A 20,986-nucleotide genomic window follows, 5' to 3' on the forward strand; every position below is an offset into this window, starting at 1 on the left:
GTGGTTTTGCTATTTGAATAATAGCTATTGATGCCTGTCGTACGGTTGGTATAGTCAGTTTTCATTCGACTTCAGGCGTTGCCCCCACCCGCTGGCTGCAGCAGCACCAGCAGCGCCCCGGCGCCGCCATCGATGGGGCGGGCCTGCACGAAGGCCAGTACCTCTTTCTTTTGCACCAGCCAGCTTTGCACGCGGCCCTTGAGCACCGGGCTTTTGCCGGGCGAGCCCAGGCCCTTGCCGTGCACCACGCGCACGCAGCGCAGGCCCGTCTTGTGGGCGAGGCGGATGAAGTTGCCCAGGGCTTCGCGGGCTTCGTCCACGCGCAGGCCGTGCAGGTCCAGCTGGCGCTGGATGCTCCAGTGGCCCGAGCGCAGGCGGCGGGTGATCTCCACCCCGATGCCCGGGCGGCGGAAGCTCAGCTGGTCATCGGTGTCGAGCAGGGTGCTCACGTCAAAGTCATCGCTGATGGATTCGAGCAGCACCCGCTCTTCATCCAGCCAGTGCTGCACGGGCAGGGGCGGGGGCTGCTGTGGCTGCAGCTGCGCCAGGTTGGACGGGCGCAGGGGCGTGATGCGGCCCACGCTGCGGCTGAACAGGGTGCGCTCGGCCTCTTGCCGGGCCGCGGCTTCGCGGCGGGCCTGGGCCTCGGCTGCGGCACGCTGCTGCGCTTCGCGCAGCAGGCGACCCACCGCCGCCAGGTCGCGCAGGTCATGCAGGCGCAGGCTGGGGCGGCGCTGCCCGTCCGGGGCGCGCGGGGCCTGGGCCGGTGGCTTCACACCAGCCCTTTCTCGGCCATCGACAAGGCCTGGCCGGGTGCCACGATGACATGGTCGAGCACGCGCACGTCCACCAGCGCCAGCGTGGTCTTGAGGGTCTGGGTCAGCGCCTCGTCGGCGCGGCTGGGCTGCACGCTGCCGCTGGGGTGGTTGTGCGCCAGCACCACGGCGGCGGCCTGGTGGTGCAGGGCGCGCAGCACCACTTCGCGCGGGTACACGCTGGTCTGCGTGAGCGTGCCCCGGAAGAGTTCTTCCATGGCCAGCAGGCGGTTCTGGCTGTCGAGGAACAGCACGCCAAACACCTCATGCCCCTTGGCGCCCAGGTGCAGCTGCAGGTAGTGCTTGACGGCGTCGGGCGAGTCGAACACCTCGCGCTCGCGCAGCTGCTGCGCCAGGGCGCGGCGGGCCAGTTCGAGCACGGCCACCAGCTCGGCGCGCTTGGCAGGGCCCAGGCCCTTGATGCGTTCGAGGTCGGCCGCGCTGGTGTGCAGCAGCCCGGCAATGCCGCCGAAGCCACCGGTGATGCGGCCCGTGGCCGGGTCGATGCCGGGCGGGTCGAGCAGCTCTTGCGCCATCTGCAGCACGCCCTTGCCCACGATGCCGGTGCGCAGCAAGATGGCCAGCAGCTCGGCGTCGGCCAGTGCGGCGGGGCCGCGCGCCAGCAGTTTTTCGCGGGGCTGGGCATCGGCGGGCAGGTCTTTGAGGGGCATGGCGCGAGGAAAGTGCGTACAGGGCTGGGCACCGGTGGGTGCTGCCGGTAGGGGTTTGCCCGGTTTTCTACAATCGGGGCAGTTTATCGGGACTTTCATGACCACTACCGCCGCCTCCCTTCCCGCCGTCCAGTCCGGCTCTTTCCTTACGCTGCACTACCGCCTGGCCGGTCCGGCCGGGGATGTGATCAACACTTTCGAGGACAAACCCGCCACCTTGTCGCTGGGCACGGGTGAGCTGTCGCCCGCGATGGAGCAGCGCCTGCTGGGCCTGCCCGAAGGCACGCACGCCACGTTCGAGCTGGCCGCCGGCGAAGCCTTTGGCGAGCGCAATGCCGACATGCAGCAATGGGTGGCGCGCAAGCTGTTGAACGAGCTGGGCGACCCGGACGAGAAATACAGCGTGGGCGACGTGGTGCAGTTCCCCACGCCCGACGGGCAGGGCAGCTATGCCGGCGCGGTGATGCAGGTGCGCGACGACGGCGCCGTGCTGTTCGACTTCAACCACCCCCTGGCGGGCCAGCCGGTGACGTTTGAAGTGCAGATCATTGGCGTGCTCTGAGCCATGAACAAACCCCAGGAAATCCTGCTGGCCGAGCCGCGCGGCTTTTGTGCCGGCGTGGACCGCGCCATCGAGATCGTCGAGCGTGCGCTGCAGAAATTTGGCCGCCCGATCTATGTGCGCCATGAAATCGTGCACAACACCTATGTGGTCAACGACCTCAAGGCCAAGGGCGCAATCTTCATCGAAGAACTGTCCGACGTGCCGCCCGGTGCCACGCTGGTGTTCAGCGCCCACGGCGTGAGCCGCGCGGTGCAGCAGGAGGCCCAGGCGCGCGGCTTCAGCATTTTCGACGCCACCTGCCCGCTGGTGACCAAGGTGCATGTCGAGGTGGCCAAGCTCGCGAAAGAGGGCTACGAGTTCATCATGATCGGCCACAAGGGCCACCCCGAGGTGGAAGGCACCATGGGCCAGCTCGACCATGGCATCCACCTGGTGGAAGAAGTGGCCGATGTGGCCCTTGTGCAGCCCGCGCAGACCGACAAGCTGGCCGTGGTCACGCAGACCACATTGAGCGTGGACGACGCCGCCGCAATCACCGCCGCCGTGCGCGCGCGCTTTCCCAAGGTGCGCGAGCCCAAGCAGCAGGACATCTGCTATGCCACGCAGAACCGGCAGGACGCCGTCAAGCTGCTGAGCCCGCAGGTGGACCTGGTGATCGTGGTGGGCAGCCCCACCAGCTCCAACAGCAACCGCCTGCGCGAGCTGGCGGCCCGCCTGGGCACCACGGCCTACATGGTGGACAGCGTGGACGAGCTGCGCCACGAATGGTTTGACGGCATTGCGCGCGTGGGCCTCACGGCGGGCGCCTCGGCCCCCGAAATCCTGGTGCAACAGGTGATCGAGCGCATCAAGGCGCTGGGCGCGGTGTCGGTGCGCAAGATGCAGGGCATCGAGGAAACCATCAAGTTCCCGCTGCCCAAAGGCCTCAAGATCGATGCAGCCACCGGCCTGGAAATTTCCGAGCGCCTGCCCGAGACGGGGCCGGCGGGGCATTGAGTGATTTCTTTGCGATTGCTTCTTGATTGAGAGCTTCTTGCGTTTGATGGACATGCGCTGGCGGTCTTTTTGATTCAAATACCGCACCCCGCTTGCTACAGCGGCACCGCCGGCCCGCTCCACAGATCCAGCGGCAGCCCGATCACGCGCAGATCGGGGGGCACGCTCAAGGCGGCCCTGGTCATCACGCTGCACAACTTGGCCAGGGGCTGCGTGCCAGCTGGGGTCCTTGCCCGGCCTGCGCACAGGCGCTGACCGCACCCTGCGCGCGCTGGTTGCCGGGCATGGCCGGCGACGGCATGTCGCTCGCTTCCGCGCTGCGCGTGCGCAAAGTTTGGGGGCGCCGGTTCGTGGGTCTGCTCTGCCAGGCTTCGCGCAGCACCACCCTCTAAACTGCCTGTCCTTGCCCGCCCGGAGCCCCTGCATGATCGACCGCAACGCCATTGCCGCTGCCCGCCGCCAACTGGCCGCCCAGCCTGACTTTCTGCGCACCACGCCGCTGATGCGCGTGCCGGGCCGATCCCTGGGGGTGGGCTGCGGCGAGGTCTGGCTGAAACTGGAACACCTGCAGGTGGGCGGCAGCTTCAAGGCGCGCGGCATGCTCTACCGCCTGCTGGCCAACCCCGTGCCTGAGAGCGGCGTGATCATCGCATCCGGCGGCAACGCCGGCATTGCCGTGGCCGCTGCCGCCAGGGCCCTGGGCGTGCGCTGCGAAGTATTCGTCCCCGAGACCTCGCCCGAGGCCAAGCGTGCACGCCTGCGCGACCTGGGGGCCGAGGTGGTCGCCACGGGGGCGACCTATGCCGAGGCGTTTGAAGCCTGCGTGGTCCGCCAGCAGGTCACCGGCGCCCTGCAGGCCCACGCCTATGACCAGCCCGAGGTGGTGGCGGGTGCTGGCACGCTGGCGCTGGAGATGGAGGAACAGGCCGGACGTCTGCCCGACAGCGTGCTGGTCAGCGTGGGCGGCGGCGGCCTCATCGGCGGTGTGGCTGCGTGGGTGGAGAGCCGCGCCGATGTGGTGGCGCTGGAGCCCCAACGCGCGCCCACACTGCACACCGCGCGTGCTGCGGGCCAGCCGGTGGACGTAGAGGTGGGTGGCGTGGCCGCCGACTCGCTGGGCGCCCGCCGCATCGGCGCCATCGGCTGGGAAGTGAGCCAGCGGCATGTGCACGATGCGCTGCTGCTGCCCGACGACGCGATTCGCGCCGCCCAGCGCTGGCTGTGGAAGGAGCTGAAGCTGGCCGTGGAGCCCGCTGCCGCGCTGGGCCTGGCGGCGCTGCAGACCGGCGCCTACCAGCCCCAGCCGCAGGAGACGGTCGCCCTCATTCTGTGCGGCGCCAACTTTGATCCTGGAACGCTTGCCTGAGCCGGCACCGACTGCCCCTTTAAAATCCAGCCCATGCTTGACATCCTTCTCCTTCGCAAAGACCTCGACACCGCCATCGCGCGCCTGGAAACCCGTAAAAAGCCCCAGGCCTTCCTGGACGTCTCCGCTTTCCAGGCCTTGGAGTCCGAGCGCAAGACGCTGCAGACCCGCACCGAAGAACTGCAGGCCCAGCGCAACCAGCTGTCCAAGCAGGTCGGCATGCTGATGAGCCGGGGTGACAAGGACGGCGCCGAGGCCGTCAAGGCCCAGGTGGCTGCGGGCAAGGCAGAACTGGAACAATCCGCAGCCCGCCTGGACCAGATCCAGGCTGAGCTGCAGGCCATGCTGGCGGCCGTGCCCAACCTGCCGCACACATCGGTTCCCGTGGGCAGCGATGAGGCCGGCAATGTGGAAGTGCGCCGCTGGGGCACGCCCGCCGCTTTCGCCTTCGAAGTGAAGGACCATGTGGACGTGGGTACGCCGCTGGGCCTGGATTTCGACATGGGCGTCAAGCTCTCGGGCTCGCGTTTCACCGTGATGAAGGGCCCCATTGCCCGCCTGCACCGTGCGTTGAGCCAGTTCATGCTGGACGTGCAGACCCAGGAACATGGCTACACCGAGTGCTATGTGCCCTACGCCGTGAATGCCGACTCGCTCAAGGGCACCGGCCAATTGCCCAAGTTCGAGGGCGACCTGTTCGCCGCCAAGAAGGGTGGCCAGGACGGCGAGCCCGTGCCTGACAACGCCGCGCTGTACCTCATCCCCACCAGCGAAGTGCCGCTGACCAACTTCGTGCGCGACGTGGTGGTGGCCGAATCCGAGCTGCCCATCAAGCTCACGGCCCACACGCCGTGCTTTCGCTCCGAGGCCGGCAGCTATGGCCGTGACACGCGCGGCATGATCCGCCAGCACCAGTTTGACAAGGTCGAGATGGTGCAGATCGTGCACCCCGACAAGAGCTACGAAGCGCTGGAAGAAATGACCCGCCATGCAGAAGCCGTGCTGCAGAAGCTGGGCCTGCCCTACCGCGTGATGAGCCTGTGCACTGGCGACATGGGCTTTGGCGCCGCCAAGACCTACGACCTGGAAGTGTGGCTGCCCGCGCAGAACACCTACCGCGAGATCAGCTCGGTGAGCAACTGCGAAGCCTTCCAGGCCCGCCGCCTGCAGGCCCGCTTCAAGAACGCACAAGGCAAGAACGAGCTGCTGCACACCCTGAACGGCTCGGGCCTGGCCGTGGGCCGCACCCTGGTGGCCGTGCTGGAAAACTACCAGCAGGCTGATGGCAGCGTGGTGGTGCCCGAGGTGCTGCGCCCCTATCTGGGCGGCAAGGCCGTGCTCACGCCCTGAAAACCTTGCTATACTCGCAGGCTTCGACACACAGGAGAGGTGGCAGAGTGGTCGAATGTACCTGACTCGAAATCAGGCGTAGTGGCAACACTACCGTGGGTTCGAATCCCACCCTCTCCGCCAGCATAGAAGCCTAAGTGATTGATTCACTTAGGCTTTTTTGTTTTTCGGCTTTGTCAGTATGCCATCTGGTATGCCGTCGCATACTAGCTGTTTTCGGGCTTTCTTGGACTTATTCGGAGTTCAACTGCTGTCGGAATAGTCGACCATGCTTTGCACGGCTGACCCGTGGCTTCATCTGCAAGGGCGGGTATGTGCACAGTCGCGCCCGATAGCAGGGCTTCCCTTCAAGTCCCGCGCCTGCTTGGCACTCGCATTCCTACCTGCTCAGACCCGGCAAGAACTCCACTCCTGTGCGCTTCACTAGTTCTTGGTAGCTGATGGGTCGCCCGACGCGTTCGCCCTCACGGTTCTCTTGCCAATGTGCCCAGGCCCTGTTCGTGTGCTGGTCGTACACCAGCTTGAACAGGTAGGTCGGCACCAGCACGCCGTTGTTGCCGATACGAGGAGCGTCTTCGGTAAACACCGGCCCAGTAATGACATACACATCGCCCTTGGCTCGGCGCACATAGTGCCGTGTGTCCTGCTCGATCTTGGCCCAGGGGCCACCGTTATGCTGGGCGTTCTGGGGAACCATGTTGGCCAGACTGAAGCTCTGGGCCATACCTACAAGCTGGCCCTCATCCGTGCGTTGGCCGAGATCGCCACCCAGGAAGCGCGTTCCGCTGTTTGGTCGGGAGCCGGCACGGTCGGCGTCCCGATCCATCGTATCGCTGAGCGCTGGCTGCTCTATTACTGGCCTTTGCTTGCCCATCCAGACAAGATCCCGCAGTCCAGGGCGGAGGCCGCCGGGGGCAAGCCAATCAAGTTTCGCAGCGCGCTCTCGATGCTGATGGAGCCCTTTGCACAGCAAGGTGCATACTCGGGTTTGACGGCCTGGCACCTGGCCCGAACGTCGGATCAGCTTGCTGTCGTTCAGTTTTGGAGAACCCATGCCTACTATCGCCGTTACCGGACATTCATGACACCCAGGCGGACTATGCTCCGCTGAACTTCCCACGGCAGAACTCCAATTCGCACGCCAGACCCTGAGCAAGGAAGTGACTGACTGATACGGCACGAGTTCACGCAGGGCGTGAGAAGGGCCTAGTTGCTACCCCTGGGATACGACAAGGCCAAGATCCCCGATCAAACTGCGTAGCGTGCTAGTTCTGCCTTGGCGATTGCATTGCGGTGCACTTCATCGGGGCCATCCGCAAAGCGCAAGGTACGGGTATTGACATAGGCGCGTGCCAAACCGTGGTCCTGGCTGATGCCGGCAGCGCCGTGCATCTGCATGGCCCAGTCAATCACCTGCAAAGCCATGGCGGGCGCCGCCACCTTGATCATGGCGATTTCCTGCTTGGCGGCCTTGTTGCCGACCTTGTCCATCTTCCAGGCCGCATGCAGTACCAGGAACCGAGCCTGGTCGATCAGAATGCGTGACTGCGCGATTCGCTCGCGCGAGACGCCTTGCTCCGACAGCTTCCGACCGAAGGCCGTGCGCGAGGCGCTGCGACGGCACATTTCCTCCAGGGCGCGTTCTGCGCGGCCAATGGCGCGCATGCAGTGGTGAATGCGGCCGGGGCCCAAACGACCCTGGGCGATCTCGAAACCACGCCCTTCGCCCAGCAGCACATTGCTGACTGGCACCCGCACGTTGGTGAAGTCCACCTCGGCGTGGCCGTGCGGGGCGTCGTCATAGCCAAACACGGTGAGGTGGCGCAGCACCTTCACCCCAGGCGTATCCATGGGTACCAGGACCATGGACTGCTGCTTGTGGCGATTAGCATTCGTGGGATCGGTCTTTCCCATGAAGATCAAGATCTTACAGCGTGGGTCGTTGGCGCCGCTGGTCCACCATTTCCTGCCGTTGATGACGTAGTTGTCGCCGTCGCGCTCGATGCGTGCCTCGATGTTGGTGGCGTCACTGGATGCGATGGCCGGTTCGGTCATCGCAAAACCTGAGCGGATCTCACCAGCCAGCAAAGGCTTGAGCCACTGCTCTTGCTGCTGCTGCGAGCCATAGCGCACCAGCGTCTCCATGTTGCCGGTATCGGGCGCCGAGCAGTTGAATGGCTCTGAGCCGATGGGCGAGCGGCCCATGATTTCTGCCAGGGGAGCGTACTCAGCATTGGATAGTCCTGCGCCGAGCGCGGATTCGGGCAGGAATAGGTTCCACAGTCCGGCGGCCTTGGCCTTGGCCTTGAGTTCCTCCATGACGGGCGCCGCTTGCCAGGCATTGCCTGCGGCACGAAAGGCATCCATCTCGGCTTCAAAACGATCCTCTGCCGGATAGACATGCTCCTGCATGAACGCCGCGAGGCGCTTTTGAAGTTCTTGAACTTTGGGGGAGTGATCGAAATCCATGAGGGTCTTTCTTTGGTTACAGGGTTTGTGCTAGTGCCCAGGCTTGCTCGGCCAATGGCCGAGCGCGCTTGCCGGTTTCCACCGCGCTGGCATTCGAGGCATTGCCCAATTGGGCTCGCTTGGCAACGCCTTGAAGAATTCCCACCAGCCTGAACATGTTGAACACGAGGTAGTAGGTCCAGTCTGCCTCGGAGATGGGTGTCGTGCGACCCGTGCGTGCCAGGTAGGTCGTGCGGTAATCCGCCTCGGCAGGAATCCCTAGCGCCGCCAGGTCCACGCCCGCCAAACCACGGGATGCACCCTGAGGCATGCGCCAAGTCATGCAGTGGTAAGCGAAGTCGACCAAGGGATCGCCGAGCGTGGACAGCTCCCAGTCCAGAACCGCGAGGATGCGCGGTTCAGTGGGGTGAAAAATCACGTTGTCGATCCGGTAATCACCGTGAACGATCCTGGTCTCACCTTCTGCGGGCAGATGCCATGGCAACCATTCCATCAACGCGTCGGCCGCGGCAATCGGCTCTGTTTCGGTTGCCTTGTACTGCTTGGTCCAGCGCGCCACCTGGCGGGCCATATAGGCGCCCGGCCGCCCGAATTCGGCCAATCCAACCGAAACAGGATCCACGCGATGAAGCGCAGCCATCACACGGTTGATTTCGTCATAGATCGCGCTGCGTTCGGTGCTTGACATGCTTGGCAACTTTCCGTCCCAGAAAATGCGGCCCTCCACGTGGTCCATGACATAGAAGTCCGTACCGATCACGTCCGGGTCTTGGCACAGGACATGGGCTTTTGGCACGGGCACTTCCGTGGCCGCCAGTGCGTTGATGACCCGGAACTCACGGTCCACCGCATGCGCGGAAGGCAGGAGTTGCCCGGGAGGTTTGCGGCGCATGACAAAGCGGCGCTCGCCGGCAGTGATGAGGAACGTGGGGTTGGACTGCCCACCCTTGAACTGCTCAATGCGCACATCCCCGTCTAGGCCAGACATGTGTGGGCGCAACCAGGACAGCAGCCTGTCTTGATCGAAGGCGTGCTGGGGTTCGATGGGTTTGGTGCCAATGAAAGACCGCGTGACGTTGGTGCTCGTGTTCATGGTGCGAATTCCTTGCGCGGGCCGTATTGCATGCAAGCCCTTGTGAGTTCCGAATGTACCTGCGCTTGCATTTTTCGAAGATCCAATAATTCCATTCAATGGAATTAATAGATTGCGATTGAGATCTCCTCGTGGATAAAGTGAAGGCCATGAAAAGGAGACAGCTTTGAGGCAAAAAATTTTGAATGTCGATGTCGCCGACCACGTGGCTACATTGACCTTGAATCGTCCCGAGCGAAGAAATGCGTGGAGCCTGGAGCTGGAACAAGCGTTCCGCCAGGCAATGGAGCAGGCGGCATCCGATCCCGATGTCAGGGTGATCGTGATCACGGGGGCTGGTAGCACCTTCTGCGTCGGCGCGGACATGGAAAAACTGGAGCAAAGCGCTTCAAGCCAGGCCGTCCCGGTGCCGGCAGTGACCCGTTCAGGGGACTACGAACAGCGCTACAGCTGGATCCTGGCCATCGAAAAACCCGTCATTGCCGCCATCAATGGCGCCATGGCTGGCGTTGGCCTTTGTCTGGCCTTGTTCTGCGATCTGCGCTTCATGGCCGAAGGTGCCCGGCTGTCCACCGCATTTGCCCGGCGCGGCCTCATTGCCGAACACGGCATCGCGTGGCTGCTGCCGCGACTGATCGGTCCCATGAATGCGGCGGACCTGCTGCTGTCCGGCCGCACGGTGACCGCCGAGGAGGCGCAGACGCTGGGACTGGTTCGCGTCTTGCCGGAGGATGATTTTGGGGCCCAGGTTCGGCAGCGGGCGGTGGAGATCGCCCAGCTCTCCTCGCCGCGCTCTGTGCAAATCATCAAGCGGCAGATGCGCGAAGCCAGGCACCAGAGCCTGGCACAGGCCACGCTGCTTGCCGATGCCGAAGTGACCCGATGCCGCGTATCGGATGACTTCAAGGAAGGCATCGCCAGCTTCATACAGAAACGACAACCCCAGTTCACCGGTACCTGAAAGGAACATCATGAATCGAATCGATACCTCCAGACGCGACCTGCTGAAAGCCGGCGGGCTTGGTGTACTCGGCTGCGTCACCCCTTCTCTCGCTTTGGCCCAGGAATGGCCCGCGAAACAGCTGCGCATTGTGGTTCCCTACGCGGCCGGCGGAACGGCGGACGCGTATGCGCGCTCTATCGGCCTGCATTTCCAGAAAATGCTCAAGCAAGCGGTGGTCGTTGACAACAAGCCGGGTGGAAATGGCCTGATCGGCTTGAATGAACTCGCGCGCTCGGCGCCCGACGGCTACACGCTGGCTTTGTGCCCGACCAGCGTGTACTGGGGCAACCGCGCCTTCTACAAGAGGATGCCATTCGACCCCGACAAGGACGTGCAGCCTTTCTCGTTCTTGCCAGTCGGCCCGGCGATCTTTGCGACGTATCTCAACGCCAGGTTTCGCAACGTTCTGGAATTCATTGCCTACGCGAAGGAGCATCCGACGAGCGTCGGAACCTATGCGCAAGGCTCTTACGCGCACATCATGATCGACCAGTTGAATCGCAGTCATGGTACCAAGATCGAACCCGTGCATTACAAGGGCGAAGCACCGATGTGGGTCGATGCAGCAGCGGGCACCATCGATGCTGCATTCGGCAACTATGCCTCGTTTGCCGCCCTGTATGACGCCAAGCGCTTGCGGCCGCTGGGAGTAACGACCTTGGCGCGTTCTCCCAAATTTCCGGATCTGCCGACGTTTTGGGAATCCGGTTTGCGAGACGAGATATTCGGCAAGGAATCTTTCACGTCGATGGTCGCTCCGGCAAGCACGCCGGCTCAGATCCTCAAAAAACTCTCTGAGTTGACGGTCGAGTGGGCTGACACGCCCGAAGGGACAAGATTCCGTCAGCAATACGGCATCGGTACCAAGCCCACCTTGTATGCCGAGACCGTGACACGCGCCAAGGCAGAAGCCCCCTTGTGGATCGAGATGACCAGAAATCTGGGCATTCCTCCGCAGTAAAGCGTTCAAGAAAGAACAGGCAGGAAGCATGAAGAGAAAGAACCGTCCCCTGGATGGCGTGGTCGTACTGGATCTGGGACAGGTCTATCAAGGCCCTTACGCCACCTATCTGATGGCCAAGGCGGGAGCCACGGTCATCAAGATCGAACCGCCGGGCGGAGAACCGGTACGTCGACGCGAAGACCTAAGCAAGGGCTCGGGGGTTCCCTTCGCGCTGTTCAATGGCTACAAGCAGTGCATCACGCTCGATCTGAAGTCCGAGCAAGGGAAGTCTGTGCTCAAGCGTCTGGCCGCGAAGGCTGACGTGCTGCTGGAGAACTATGCCCCCGGTGTCATGGATCGCCTGGGCGTGGGCTGGGATGTTCTGCACGCGATGAACCCACGCCTGGTCTATGCCTCGGGGTCAGGTTACGGTCTGACGGGGCCGGACAGGGACAAGCTTGCGATGGACATCACCGTTCAGGCTGCATCTGGAATGATGAGTGTCACGGGCTTTGAGGATGGCCCGCCCGTGAAGGCCGGACCTGCCGTGGTTGATCTCATGAGCGGCGTACACCTGTACGCAGGCGTCGTTACCGCTTTGTATGAGCGCCATTTCACGGGCGTTGGGAGGCTGGTGGAGGTGTCGATGCAGGAGTCGGTCTATCACACGATGGCGTCCAACCTCAATTTCTACTACGACCACAACGAAGTACCACCCCGTACAGGCAACCAGCATGGCGGGCGCTCAGCGGCTCCTTACAACGTGTATGCCGTCAAGGATGGGCACATCGCCATCATCGGCGTCAATGATGCGCATTGGCAAGGTCTGCTCAAGGTCATACGTAGGGAAGACCTGACGGCGGACCCGCGTTTTGCTGACAAGGTCAACCGCGTCAAGCACATCGATGAAACCGATGCCGTCGTCGCGGAGGGGCTCAGAGATTTCACACGGGATCAAGCCTGTGCGCTGCTCGACGCCAACAAGGTGCCTTATGCGCCCGTGCGCAATATCGTGGAGGTCACTAACGACCGGCACATGCATGAACGCGGCTTTCTCGAGTGGTTCGAGCACCCACGATTTGGTCGCATTGCCATCGCGGACAGCCCCATCCGCATCCACGGCACGGACCGCTTGCCACCCGCAGCTTCCGCCCGACTGGGCGAGCACACGGAGGAGGTCATGACCTCTGTGCTCGGTATCAATAGGGATGAATTCCAAGATTTGCAGGCCGCTGGTGCGTTCGGCCCAGCATCAGCAAGTCAACCCACTACATCGAAATGAGCGAGGCCTACGTGACACAAGCAGACAGCATGGTGGTCGATGCAGCCGAACGCGTCTTCAAGGATTTGGCTGATCCTCAGACCATTATTCAGGCTGGCCAGGCCAACTGGAAAACACCGTTGTGGCAGGCTTTGGAGGAAATGGGCCTGCCACAGGCGTGGATACCTGAAGCGTTAGGGGGGCTGGGCCTTTCATTGTCGGAGGGATTTGCCGTGGTGCGCGCCTCGGGCCGCGCCGCGCTGGCCGTGCCTTTGGTGGACACCTTGGCGGCCAGCTGGATCGCAGGTCAGGCTGGCCTGAGCCTGCCATCCGGGGCGGCCACCGTTGTCATCGCGGGCAACCATGCACAGGTTCATTTCGATGGCCACAACAAGTTTAGCTTGCGAGCCAGAAATGTGCCTTATGCCAGCGAAGTGCAAACCATCGTTGTCGTGAGCCATGACCATGGGGGCACGCGCGTCGACGTGGTTGCTGCCAGCGATTGCCAGATGAGCAATGGGCGCAATCTGGCAGGCGATGCATCCGACGGTGTGTGCATAGAGGCTGTTTCCGGCACATGGGCCAAGGCGCCCTCCCTGTCTGTGGATCAGGCCCTTTATGTACTCGCCACCTGCCGCTCTCTCCAGATCGCGGGCGCTCTGGAAGAGATCCTGGACATGAGCGTGGCCTATGCCAAAGAGCGCGTGGCTTTTGAAAAACCCATCGCCAAATTCCAGGCTGTGCAGCAAAACCTGGCACGCCTGGGCGGTGAGGTCGCTGCCGCCGTGGCCGTTGCGGAGTCTGCTGCCGATGCCTTGGCGCAGCCGAACATGCCAGCCGCAGAGCTTTTGCTGGAAGTCGCCTCGGCCAAGCTGCGCTGTGGAGAAGCGGCAGAAACTGCGGCAGCCATTTCCCACCAAGTGCTCGGCGCCATTGGTTTTACCGAAGAGCACATCCTGCACCGCTACACCTTGCGAGCCCTGGCGTGGCGCGACGAATTCGGCAGTGAATCGGCCTGGGCCAAGCGCCTGGGTGAATGGGTAAGTCAAGGCTCCAGCATCGATCTGCAGCGCTTGCTTTCGGCTCGATGAACAACAGGAAACAACATGGCATTGCAATTTGATCCCCTTCGCTTACCGCCTCATTGCCAGGCACTACGCGAAGAGGTGCGGCAGTTCCTGGCCGAGGAAATCCAGGCTGGAACTTTCGACCCCAAGAATCCCGTTGTGGACATTGTCCAGAGCAAGGCCTTTGCGAAAGAGGTGGCGGCCAAGGGCTGGATCGGCATGACATGGCCCAAGGCCTATGGCGGACAAGAACGAAGTTTTCTGGAGCGTTACGTTGTCTCCGAGGAAATGCTGTTGGCCCGTGCCCCGGTCCGTCATTACTTCGTGGCAGACCGCCAAAGCGGCCCCACGCTGATCCGCTACGGCAGCGAAGCCATTAAGCAGGAGGTGTTGCCGCGCATCGTGCGCGGCGAAGTGAGCTTCTGTATCGGCATGAGCGAACCCAATTCCGGGTCGGACCTGTTCGCCGCCAGCGCCAAGGCAACGCCAATCGAGGGCGGGTGGCTGCTCAATGGCTCCAAGATCTGGACCAGCAACGCGCACAACGCCGATTACATGATCGGCATCTTCCGCACATCTCCAGCGACCAGGGAGGATCGCCGTCACGGCCTGACCTCTCTGTTGGTGGACATGAAGACGCCGGGTATCACCTGCAACCCCATCATGCACATGGCGGGGGCGCATGAGTTCAACGAGGTCGTGTTCCAGGATGCATTCATCCCCCGATCGCACCTGATCGGTGAGGTCGATGCGGCCTGGAAGCAGGCGACCAGTGAACTGGCCTACGAACGCAGTGGGCCGGAACGCTTTCTGGAAACCTTTGATGCACTGCGGCTTCTGGTCGATGCCGTGGATGCAAAGAGCGCCGATACCCGCCTCGCGGTCGGTCTGGGGCGCCTGGTCGGGCAGTTGCACACCTTGCGCCGTATGTCGGTGTCTGTTGCCGGCATGCTGGCATCGGGTAAGGAGCCGGTCGTCGAGGCCGCCATCGTCAAGGACCTGGGCACCGTCTGGGAGCAAGCCCTGCCGCACCGCGTGCGCGAGCTTGCGGCTTTCCTTGAAGAAGATCTTCCTGGCGTGCAGGCATTGCAACAACGCCTGCTGCACGAAACCCGCATCGCCCCCAAGCTGACCATCCAGGGCGGGACAACCGAGATCCTGCGCGGCATCATCGCGCGCGGCCTGGGGCTGCGCTGAACAACCTTCACTACACAGGACAATTCGTGAGCGATATCTCTATTACGCACGAAGGCCATGTGGCCACCATCGTCATCGACCGCCCGCCGCACAATTATTTCGACGTGGAGCTCATCCGCGACATTGCCAGCGCGCTGGAGCACATTGATGAGGATGTGAACCTGCGCAGCGTGGTGCTGGCCGCCGAGGGTAAGTCGTTCTGCGCCGGTGCGAATTTCACGCAGCCCAAAACCCAGCCGTCCGGGGCTTCTGGCGCTTTGCACCTGTATGAAGAGGCCTTGCGCATCTTTGCCTGCAAGAAACCCATCGTCGCCGCCGTGCAAGGGCCGGCCATTGGCGGGGGGCTTGGCTTGGCGCTGACGGCGGACTTTCGCATTGCCTGCGCGGAAACCCGCTTCGCGGCCAACTTCACACGCATCGGCTTTCATCCGGGCTTCGGCCTGACCGTCACCTTGCCCGAACTGGTTGGGTGCAACAATGCCGAACTGCTGTTCTACACGAGCCGACGCATCGATGGACAGGAAGCCTTGAAGTTGGGCCTCGCCAACGAGTTGGTGGCGCTCGATCAGGTGCGTACGCGTGCCACGGCTTTGGCCCATGAAATTGCCGAGTGTTCCCCCTTGGGTCTGTTGACCACACGGGCCACCATGCGTGCCGGTCTGGTCGATCGCATCCGTGCCGCCACGCGGCATGAACTGGCCGTGCAAGACCGGCTCAAGACCACGAACGACTTTGCCGAAGGCGTGAAGTCCTCGGCCGAGCGACGCTCCGGTAATTTCATCGGGAAATGACGACCATGGCACAACAGCATTCACCCACCTTGCCCGCCGGCAGCTGCGACTGTCATGTGCACCTGTATGGCCCTTTTGACCGCTTTCCTGCAGACCGGGAAGGCAAGTTTGCCCCGCGTGAGGAATATCCAGTTGAGCGCCTGTTCGAGGTGTGGGACCAGATCGGCGTGTCTCGTGGCGTGATCGTGCATGCGGCCAACGCGGGGGCGGATCATGAAGTCACCCTGGATGCCCTGCGCCGCTACCCGGATCGCCTGCGCGCTGTGGCCGCATTGAAAAGTGATGTCAGCGATCGGCAACTGGACAGGTTGACCGACGCGGGCTTCAAGGGGACACGCATCAACCTGCTGCGCCAGGACGGACAAATCGTTTCCACTTCCGGGGCGGGCTTGAACGACCTCAAAGCTCTGGCGCCCCGATTGGCCGAGCGGGGATGGCACGCGCAACTGTGGGTAGAGTCGGGCGACCTCATGGCGTTAACCGACGAGATCGAGAAATTGCCCTTGGAGATCGTCATCGACCACCAGACGCGCACTATGGCGGACAAGGGCGTCAACTACGCCGGCTTCCAATGGTTCTGCGAGCAACTGCGCCGTGGTCGTTTCTGGTGCAAGCTGTCCGGCGCGGATCGCAACACGCGTATCGGCGCACCTTACAGCGATACCGATTCTTTTATGCAGGCGCTGGCGGCGGCAAATCCTGATCGGCTGGTCTGGGGCAGCGACTGGCCTCATGTGGGGCATCAGCCAGAAGACGTGCCGCAGGAAAGCACCTTGATTGAGGTTTTCCAACGCAACGTCCTCGATCCTGCAACGCAGCACAAGATTCTTGTTTCCAACCCCTGCCGCTTGTACGGATTCCCAGAAAACCTATAGGAGACAACGTATGAAGAAGGTTTCTCGCCGCGCTTTCAACATGGCCTTGGCTTGCGGCCCACTAGCGTCCATGGCGCCGTGTGCCGATGCACAAGACTTTGCCGCCTATCCCAACCGGCCCATCAAGATCGTTGTTCCGTTTCCGCCAGGAAGCGGTACGGACAACGCGGCCCGCACCTTTGCCAAGAAGATCGGAGAGATAACGGGGCAGGGCATCGCCGTGGAAAACAAGCCGGGGGCGAATGGGTTCATTGCGGTCAATGCTGTTTTGAACGCGCCCGCAGACGGGTACACCATTTTCGTGGGCAGCAACTCTACGTTGACAACCAACGCGGCTGTTTTCAAAATTTTGCCTTACGATCCATTGAAAGATCTCGAGCCGATTACGATCTTGACGCGCGGTCCCTGTGTGCTCATCGTTCCACCCGACTCGCCGTATCAATCTCTGCAGGATTTGATAGATGACGCCCGGAAGCGCCCGAGAGTACTCAATTATGGTTCAGGTTCGATCTCGTACAGGCTATATACCGAATGGTTCAATCACCTCGTCGGTATCACGACCACCGAGGTTCCCTACAAAGGTGCTGGCGATGTCATCAAGGCAGTCGCAGGCGGTGAAGTGCACTTTGGGGTGACGGACCGAAGTGGTTCGGTGGAACTGGTGAAGGGCGGAAGGGTACGCGCGCTTTTTCAAGCGGCAAAGAAGCGTTCTCCCTTGATGCCCAACGTGCCGACATCCTCGGAAGTTGGTATTCCAGAATATCTTGCCGATAACTGGGTGGCGGCAGCAGTTTCGGCCAAGACGCCGCCTGCTCTCGTGAGGAAAATTTTTGATCTTTTTGCGAAAGCGGGTCACTCGGTAGAAATCAGAAACTACTACGCCAATCAGTCGGCCGAACTCTTGGTGTCCACAGCGGAAGAGATGCGTCAATTCCAGAAGGATGAAATCGCCCGCTGGAAGCGGCTCGCTGAAGTGGCAAAGATTCCGTTGCAATAAAAGAAAGGCCGATGAAGCAGCAGGGCTTAGGCCTATGCCGCGCTGCGGTGACTCATCTTGTTCATCAGTATCTCTTTGAGCTTCTCTCGTGCTTCCATCAGCATGGGTGCGTATTGAAGAGGCCCGCCTTCATCGGCCAGATAGCTGAGATTCAGCGTGTGAATCCGCAACCCGGGCACGACCACAGGGGTTGCAATAGCTGCCAGTTCAAGTCGGTACCTGGCACTGCACCAGCCATTTTGTTCGACGTGCTTGATTTCTCTCGCAAGCTCACGGCGTAGTTTGACCCAGCGATCGCCATAGCGTTGCGCCATGGCCTCGAACTCTCTCTCGCGGCTTTCCAAGTCGGTGGCTGCCAACCATGCGCGCCCTAGCGCTGTCTCGGCGATGGGAACCCGCGAACCTGTCACGACGCGACGAAACGCGCCCATTTTGTTCTTGCGCACTGAGTTGAGATAAACCATTTCGCCTCCGTCCGCAACGCCCAAGCCGACGTTCACGGATTGGCTTTCTGCCAGTTCGCGCATGATGGGCATGGCGGCTTTGAGTATGACGGAGCCGCCTCGCGCCATATCGCCCAAAGTCAGAAATGGTGGGCCAAGCCGGTAGGTTCCGAACGCGATATCGAATTCGAGGAAGCCGGCCGCCACCATGGTTTGTGTCAGCCGGCTGACGGTGGAACGCGGCAAGCCACTGAACTCGGCCAGTTCGGCATTAGTAAGAGAAGTAATGCCTTTCCGATATGCGCGCAGCAGCGATAGACCCCGCTCCAGAGATCGGCAGCCCACCGAGTCTCGTATGAAGACTCCGCTTTCTCGTGTCCGTTGCCGTGATGACTTGATACTGGATGGCATTGCTCGATACCTGTCCGGTGCTTGTTGCACCAATGTTTCTACTTGGTGGAATTTTATAGAAGCAAGAGTCACGTTCTGATGGGATCATGCTCTGGCATATGGACGTGTCGGAAATGGCCTTCCCCATCATCTGACATGCCTTTCGATTCACCAATAGGAGACCAAACCACCATGAACGCACTGCGCTGCCACGCCTTCGGCCCCATCGACAACTTGCGGGTGGAAAACATTCCTACGCCAGTACCGGCTGCCGGTCAGGTATTGGTGGACGTGCATGCTGCATCCATCAACTACCCCGACACCTTGATGGTGCAAGGCCTCTATCAGGTCAAGCCGCCGTTGCCATTCACACCGGGCGCGGAACTGTCCGGTGTCGTTTCCGCCGTGGGCGAAGGGATTCAACACATCCGAGTCGGTGACCGTGTGGTCTGCTCCACAGGCACGGGGGCTTTTGCCGAACAGGCCTTGGCTGAAGCCAGCCGGGTACTGCCACTGCCCAAGGGCATGGATTTCGACGTCGGTGCTTCATTCGTCTTGGCCTATGGCACTTCGTTGCATGCGTTACAAACCATCGGCCGCCTCCAGCCTGATGAAACCCTGATGGTTCTGGGGGCTGCTGGTGGCGTAGGCATCGCAGCGGTCGAGATTGCAAAGGCCATGGGCGCCCGTGTGATCGCCGCCGCCTCCAGCAACGAAAAACGCGCATTGGCCAAGCAGGCTGGAGCTGACGAAACTATCGACTACACGCAACCCGACTGGCGTCGCGAAGTTGAGCGTTTAACTAATGGCGAAGGCGCTGACGTGGTGTACGACGCGGTCGGCGGTGCGTATGCCGAGACGGCCTTGCGGGCCACCGCCTGGCGCGGCCGTTACCTGGTGGTGGGCTTTGCCGCGGGCGAGATCCCCAAGCTGCCGTTGAACCTGATCCTGCTCAAGGAACGTGCCATTCTGGGTGTGTTCTGGGGCGCGGCCATGCGCAAAGACCCACAGCAACTGGAGGTGGATCTGAAGCAACTCAGCGACTGGTTCCAGCAAGGCAAGGTTAAGCCACCTGTGACCGAACGTGTAACGCTGGAGCAAGCGGCCTCGGCCATGGTTCGCCTGTCCACTCGCCAAGCTATGGGCAAACTGGTGGTGCTGCCACGCGGCTGAATTCTCTGGTTAGGCAACACTCTGCCCCCTCTTCTCGCAAGTTCGCATGCAGGTAAAGGGTGCATTTGAACAAGTGCAATGCAAGTGAGGCGTTGTTCCGGGTAGTGCAGCTGGAGACGCCACCGGAATTCGTGGAGGATGCGCTCTACAACGCCACGAACGTGGGGGCAGCAGGGCCGCCATTGCAGTGCCGGGAGTGCCACCACCGGCCACCCATCGGAGCGGCTCGGTCAGGGGCCTCTCCGTACCGCTGTTTTATTTGCCGCCCAGCAGCGAGGAAATAAGGGCCATGCCAATGGGAGCGCCCGACTTGTCCTTGACGGACGTAATGGCCTTGAAGGCGGCCGCCTGCACGCGGTCTGGCAGGCGCACGAAATTGTTTTCCTGCACCAGCGTATCGCCGTTGAGGAATGACCAGGCAAAGAACTTGAGCGCTGCCAATGTTTGCCCGGGGTTGCTTGCAACCTTGGGGACAACAACGAAAGTACCCATGGTGATGGGCCAGGAGCCTTTTCCGGGCTTCTGGGTCAGCGTTTCCGAAAAGGAGCCGGAGGTGGCCCATTCACTGTTGGCCAGTGCGGCCTTGAATGCACTGACCGACGGACGGATAAATTCGCCCTCTGCATTCTTCATCTGGGCAGTGGCAAGGCCATATTCCTTGACATAACCGTGGTCGATATAGGCAATGGAGCCGGGGGTTTCCTGCAGGGCCTTGGCAACGCCATCGCTGCCCTTGGCTCCCATAAAACCTTCGGGCCATTGGATGCTTGTTTTGGCGCCGTAGGCATTCTTCCATTTGGCAGACACCTTGCCGAGATAGTCCGTGAAGTTGTAGGTGGTGCCTGAGCCGTCCGAACGCACGATGACCTTGATCGCCTCGTTGGGCAGGGCTACGCCGGGATTGAGGGCGGTGATTTCTGGTGCATTCCATCGGCTGATCTCGCCCATGAAAATGCGGCTCAATACCTCGCCAGACAGGCGCAATTGGCCGTCGGCTATTTTGGCCAGGTGGAATACGGGCGATATTCCGGTGATGGCCACAGGGAAGGTGACCAGACCACTCTCTGTGAGCTCCTTGGTGGAAGGCGCCACATCCGATGCGCCGAATCCCACCTCGTTCTGGCGAATCTTCTTGATGCCGCCCGAGGAGCCCACGGGATCGTATTCCACGACGGCTCCCGTCGAACGGTTGTATGCCTTGGCCCAGCTGCGGTAAATGGGGGCGGCGGCCGAAGAGCCGGCACCGGTAATGCTTTGGGCCATGGCACCCATGGAACCCAGGGTGGAAAAAATACAAACCAATGCGAAAAAGATGCGATTCATGACGTTGGGTTTTCTCTGCGGATGACGTGGAGTCAACCCAGAGAGTTTTTTGCGGAAGCCGAAGTGGGTAGTTTCCAATGCGAGGTCAGCTGCATCTTGTGCAGTGGAATGCCATGCGGGCATGGAGGGCGCATTGAGATTTCGGGCCACGAACATGGCCCGGAATTGAATCGTAACAGGCGCTCTATTTCCCTCGCG

General features: G+C 61.8%; 20 protein-coding genes, 1 tRNA gene and 1 pseudogene. 15 read left to right on the plus strand and 7 right to left on the minus strand.

Going from position 1 to position 20,986, the window contains the following annotated elements:
- Positions 1-71: 71 nt before the first annotated feature.
- Both K225_RS0107335 and radC read right to left on the minus strand, forming a co-directional pair.
- A complete protein-coding gene (locus tag K225_RS0107335; protein WP_026435801.1) occupies positions 72-722 on the minus strand; it encodes a Smr/MutS family protein in 651 nt (216 codons plus the stop codon).
- Between the two features lie 50 nt (positions 723-772).
- Positions 773-1,486 carry a DNA repair protein RadC gene (gene radC, locus K225_RS0107340; RefSeq protein WP_026435802.1) on the minus strand — a complete coding sequence of 238 codons (714 nt, stop codon included), beginning with the start codon at positions 1,484-1,486 and terminating at the stop codon, positions 773-775.
- A gap of 97 nt (positions 1,487-1,583) precedes the next feature.
- Between radC and K225_RS0107345 the strand changes: the two genes are divergently transcribed.
- The 5 genes from K225_RS0107345 (at position 1,584) to K225_RS0107375 (ending at position 5,886) form a co-directional block, all read left to right on the plus strand.
- Positions 1,584-2,048, plus strand: coding sequence for a peptidylprolyl isomerase (locus tag K225_RS0107345; protein WP_026435803.1), 465 nt, complete (start codon positions 1,584-1,586; stop codon positions 2,046-2,048).
- A 3-nt stretch (positions 2,049-2,051) separates the two neighbouring features.
- Positions 2,052-3,047 (plus strand): 4-hydroxy-3-methylbut-2-enyl diphosphate reductase, encoded by a 996-nt coding sequence (ispH, locus tag K225_RS0107350; protein ID WP_026435804.1) that lies wholly within the window; start codon positions 2,052-2,054, stop codon positions 3,045-3,047.
- A 424-nt stretch (positions 3,048-3,471) separates the two neighbouring features.
- Positions 3,472-4,413 (plus strand): threonine/serine dehydratase, encoded by a 942-nt coding sequence (locus tag K225_RS0107365; protein ID WP_026435805.1) that lies wholly within the window; start codon positions 3,472-3,474, stop codon positions 4,411-4,413.
- 33 nt (positions 4,414-4,446) lie between these two features.
- Positions 4,447-5,763: a serine--tRNA ligase gene (gene serS / locus K225_RS0107370; protein ID WP_026435806.1), complete on the plus strand. Its 1,317-nt coding sequence runs from the start codon at positions 4,447-4,449 to the stop codon at positions 5,761-5,763.
- Between the two features lie 33 nt (positions 5,764-5,796).
- Positions 5,797-5,886, plus strand: a tRNA-Ser gene (locus K225_RS0107375).
- A 256-nt stretch (positions 5,887-6,142) separates the two neighbouring features.
- Here K225_RS0107375 and K225_RS20525 read toward each other — a convergent pair.
- Positions 6,143-6,490 (minus strand): annotated as a pseudogene (locus K225_RS20525) (DNA/RNA non-specific endonuclease); the annotation flags it as partial.
- Here K225_RS20525 and K225_RS0107385 point away from each other — a divergent pair.
- A complete protein-coding gene (locus tag K225_RS0107385; RefSeq protein WP_162143884.1) occupies positions 6,437-6,874 on the plus strand; it encodes a hypothetical protein in 438 nt (145 codons plus the stop codon). The pseudogene K225_RS20525 and the gene K225_RS0107385 sit on opposite strands and share 54 nt — an antisense overlap.
- Positions 6,875-7,011: 137 nt before the next feature.
- Here K225_RS0107385 and K225_RS0107390 read toward each other — a convergent pair whose 3' ends face one another.
- Together K225_RS0107390 and K225_RS0107395 are read right to left on the minus strand one after the other, a co-directional pair.
- Positions 7,012-8,232 carry an acyl-CoA dehydrogenase family protein gene (locus tag K225_RS0107390; protein ID WP_026435808.1) on the minus strand — a complete coding sequence of 407 codons (1,221 nt, stop codon included), beginning with the start codon at positions 8,230-8,232 and terminating at the stop codon, positions 7,012-7,014.
- A gap of 16 nt (positions 8,233-8,248) precedes the next feature.
- Positions 8,249-9,325: a phosphotransferase gene (locus tag K225_RS0107395; RefSeq protein ID WP_026435809.1), complete on the minus strand. Its 1,077-nt coding sequence runs from the start codon at positions 9,323-9,325 to the stop codon at positions 8,249-8,251.
- Positions 9,326-9,491: 166 nt separating this feature from the next.
- Between K225_RS0107395 and K225_RS0107400 the strand changes: the two genes are divergently transcribed.
- Genes K225_RS0107400 through K225_RS0107435 form a run of 8 tightly spaced genes read left to right on the plus strand, consistent with a single transcriptional unit; the run spans position 9,492 to position 17,459 of the window.
- Complete coding sequence (locus tag K225_RS0107400; protein WP_034712019.1) at positions 9,492-10,286, plus strand: enoyl-CoA hydratase-related protein; 795 nt, start codon at positions 9,492-9,494, stop codon at positions 10,284-10,286.
- Between the two features lie 10 nt (positions 10,287-10,296).
- Positions 10,297-11,289, plus strand: coding sequence for a tripartite tricarboxylate transporter substrate binding protein (locus tag K225_RS20530; protein ID WP_162143887.1), 993 nt, complete (start codon positions 10,297-10,299; stop codon positions 11,287-11,289).
- A 28-nt stretch (positions 11,290-11,317) separates the two neighbouring features.
- Positions 11,318-12,553: a CaiB/BaiF CoA-transferase family protein gene (locus tag K225_RS20535; RefSeq protein ID WP_034712023.1), complete on the plus strand. Its 1,236-nt coding sequence runs from the start codon at positions 11,318-11,320 to the stop codon at positions 12,551-12,553.
- Positions 12,550-13,623 (plus strand): acyl-CoA dehydrogenase family protein, encoded by a 1,074-nt coding sequence (locus tag K225_RS0107415; RefSeq protein WP_051248761.1) that lies wholly within the window; start codon positions 12,550-12,552, stop codon positions 13,621-13,623. Before K225_RS20535 ends, K225_RS0107415 begins: the two co-directional genes overlap by 4 nt.
- A gap of 15 nt (positions 13,624-13,638) precedes the next feature.
- Positions 13,639-14,796, plus strand: coding sequence for an acyl-CoA dehydrogenase family protein (locus K225_RS0107420; protein ID WP_034712026.1), 1,158 nt, complete (start codon positions 13,639-13,641; stop codon positions 14,794-14,796).
- A gap of 26 nt (positions 14,797-14,822) precedes the next feature.
- Entirely contained in the window at positions 14,823-15,587 is a 765-nt protein-coding gene (locus K225_RS0107425; RefSeq protein WP_026435813.1) for an enoyl-CoA hydratase/isomerase family protein, read from the plus strand.
- A 5-nt stretch (positions 15,588-15,592) separates the two neighbouring features.
- Positions 15,593-16,462 carry an amidohydrolase gene (locus K225_RS0107430; protein ID WP_026435814.1) on the plus strand — a complete coding sequence of 290 codons (870 nt, stop codon included), beginning with the start codon at positions 15,593-15,595 and terminating at the stop codon, positions 16,460-16,462.
- Between the two features lie 10 nt (positions 16,463-16,472).
- The gene (locus tag K225_RS0107435; protein ID WP_026435815.1) at positions 16,473-17,459 is read left to right on the plus strand and encodes a tripartite tricarboxylate transporter substrate binding protein; all 987 of its coding nucleotides are present in this window, start codon (positions 16,473-16,475) and stop codon (positions 17,457-17,459) included.
- A gap of 32 nt (positions 17,460-17,491) precedes the next feature.
- Here K225_RS0107435 and K225_RS20540 read toward each other — a convergent pair whose 3' ends face one another.
- Positions 17,492-18,313 (minus strand): IclR family transcriptional regulator, encoded by an 822-nt coding sequence (locus tag K225_RS20540; RefSeq protein WP_081679619.1) that lies wholly within the window; start codon positions 18,311-18,313, stop codon positions 17,492-17,494.
- Between the two features lie 171 nt (positions 18,314-18,484).
- On the opposite strand from K225_RS20540, the gene K225_RS0107445 reads away from it, so the two are divergent.
- Positions 18,485-19,465, plus strand: a complete 981-nt coding sequence (locus tag K225_RS0107445) for an NADPH:quinone oxidoreductase family protein (protein WP_026435816.1) — start codon at positions 18,485-18,487, stop codon at positions 19,463-19,465.
- Positions 19,466-19,720: 255 nt separating this feature from the next.
- On the opposite strand, the gene pstS is transcribed toward K225_RS0107445, so the two are convergent.
- Entirely contained in the window at positions 19,721-20,944 is a 1,224-nt protein-coding gene (gene pstS / locus K225_RS0107450) for a phosphate ABC transporter substrate-binding protein PstS (protein ID WP_238323201.1), read from the minus strand.
- Positions 20,945-20,986: the final 42 nt, after the last annotated feature.

The sequence above is a fragment of the Acidovorax sp. JHL-9 genome (genome assembly GCF_000426205.1).
Taxonomy (GTDB): Bacteria; Pseudomonadota; Gammaproteobacteria; order Burkholderiales; family Burkholderiaceae_C; genus Acidovorax; species Acidovorax soli.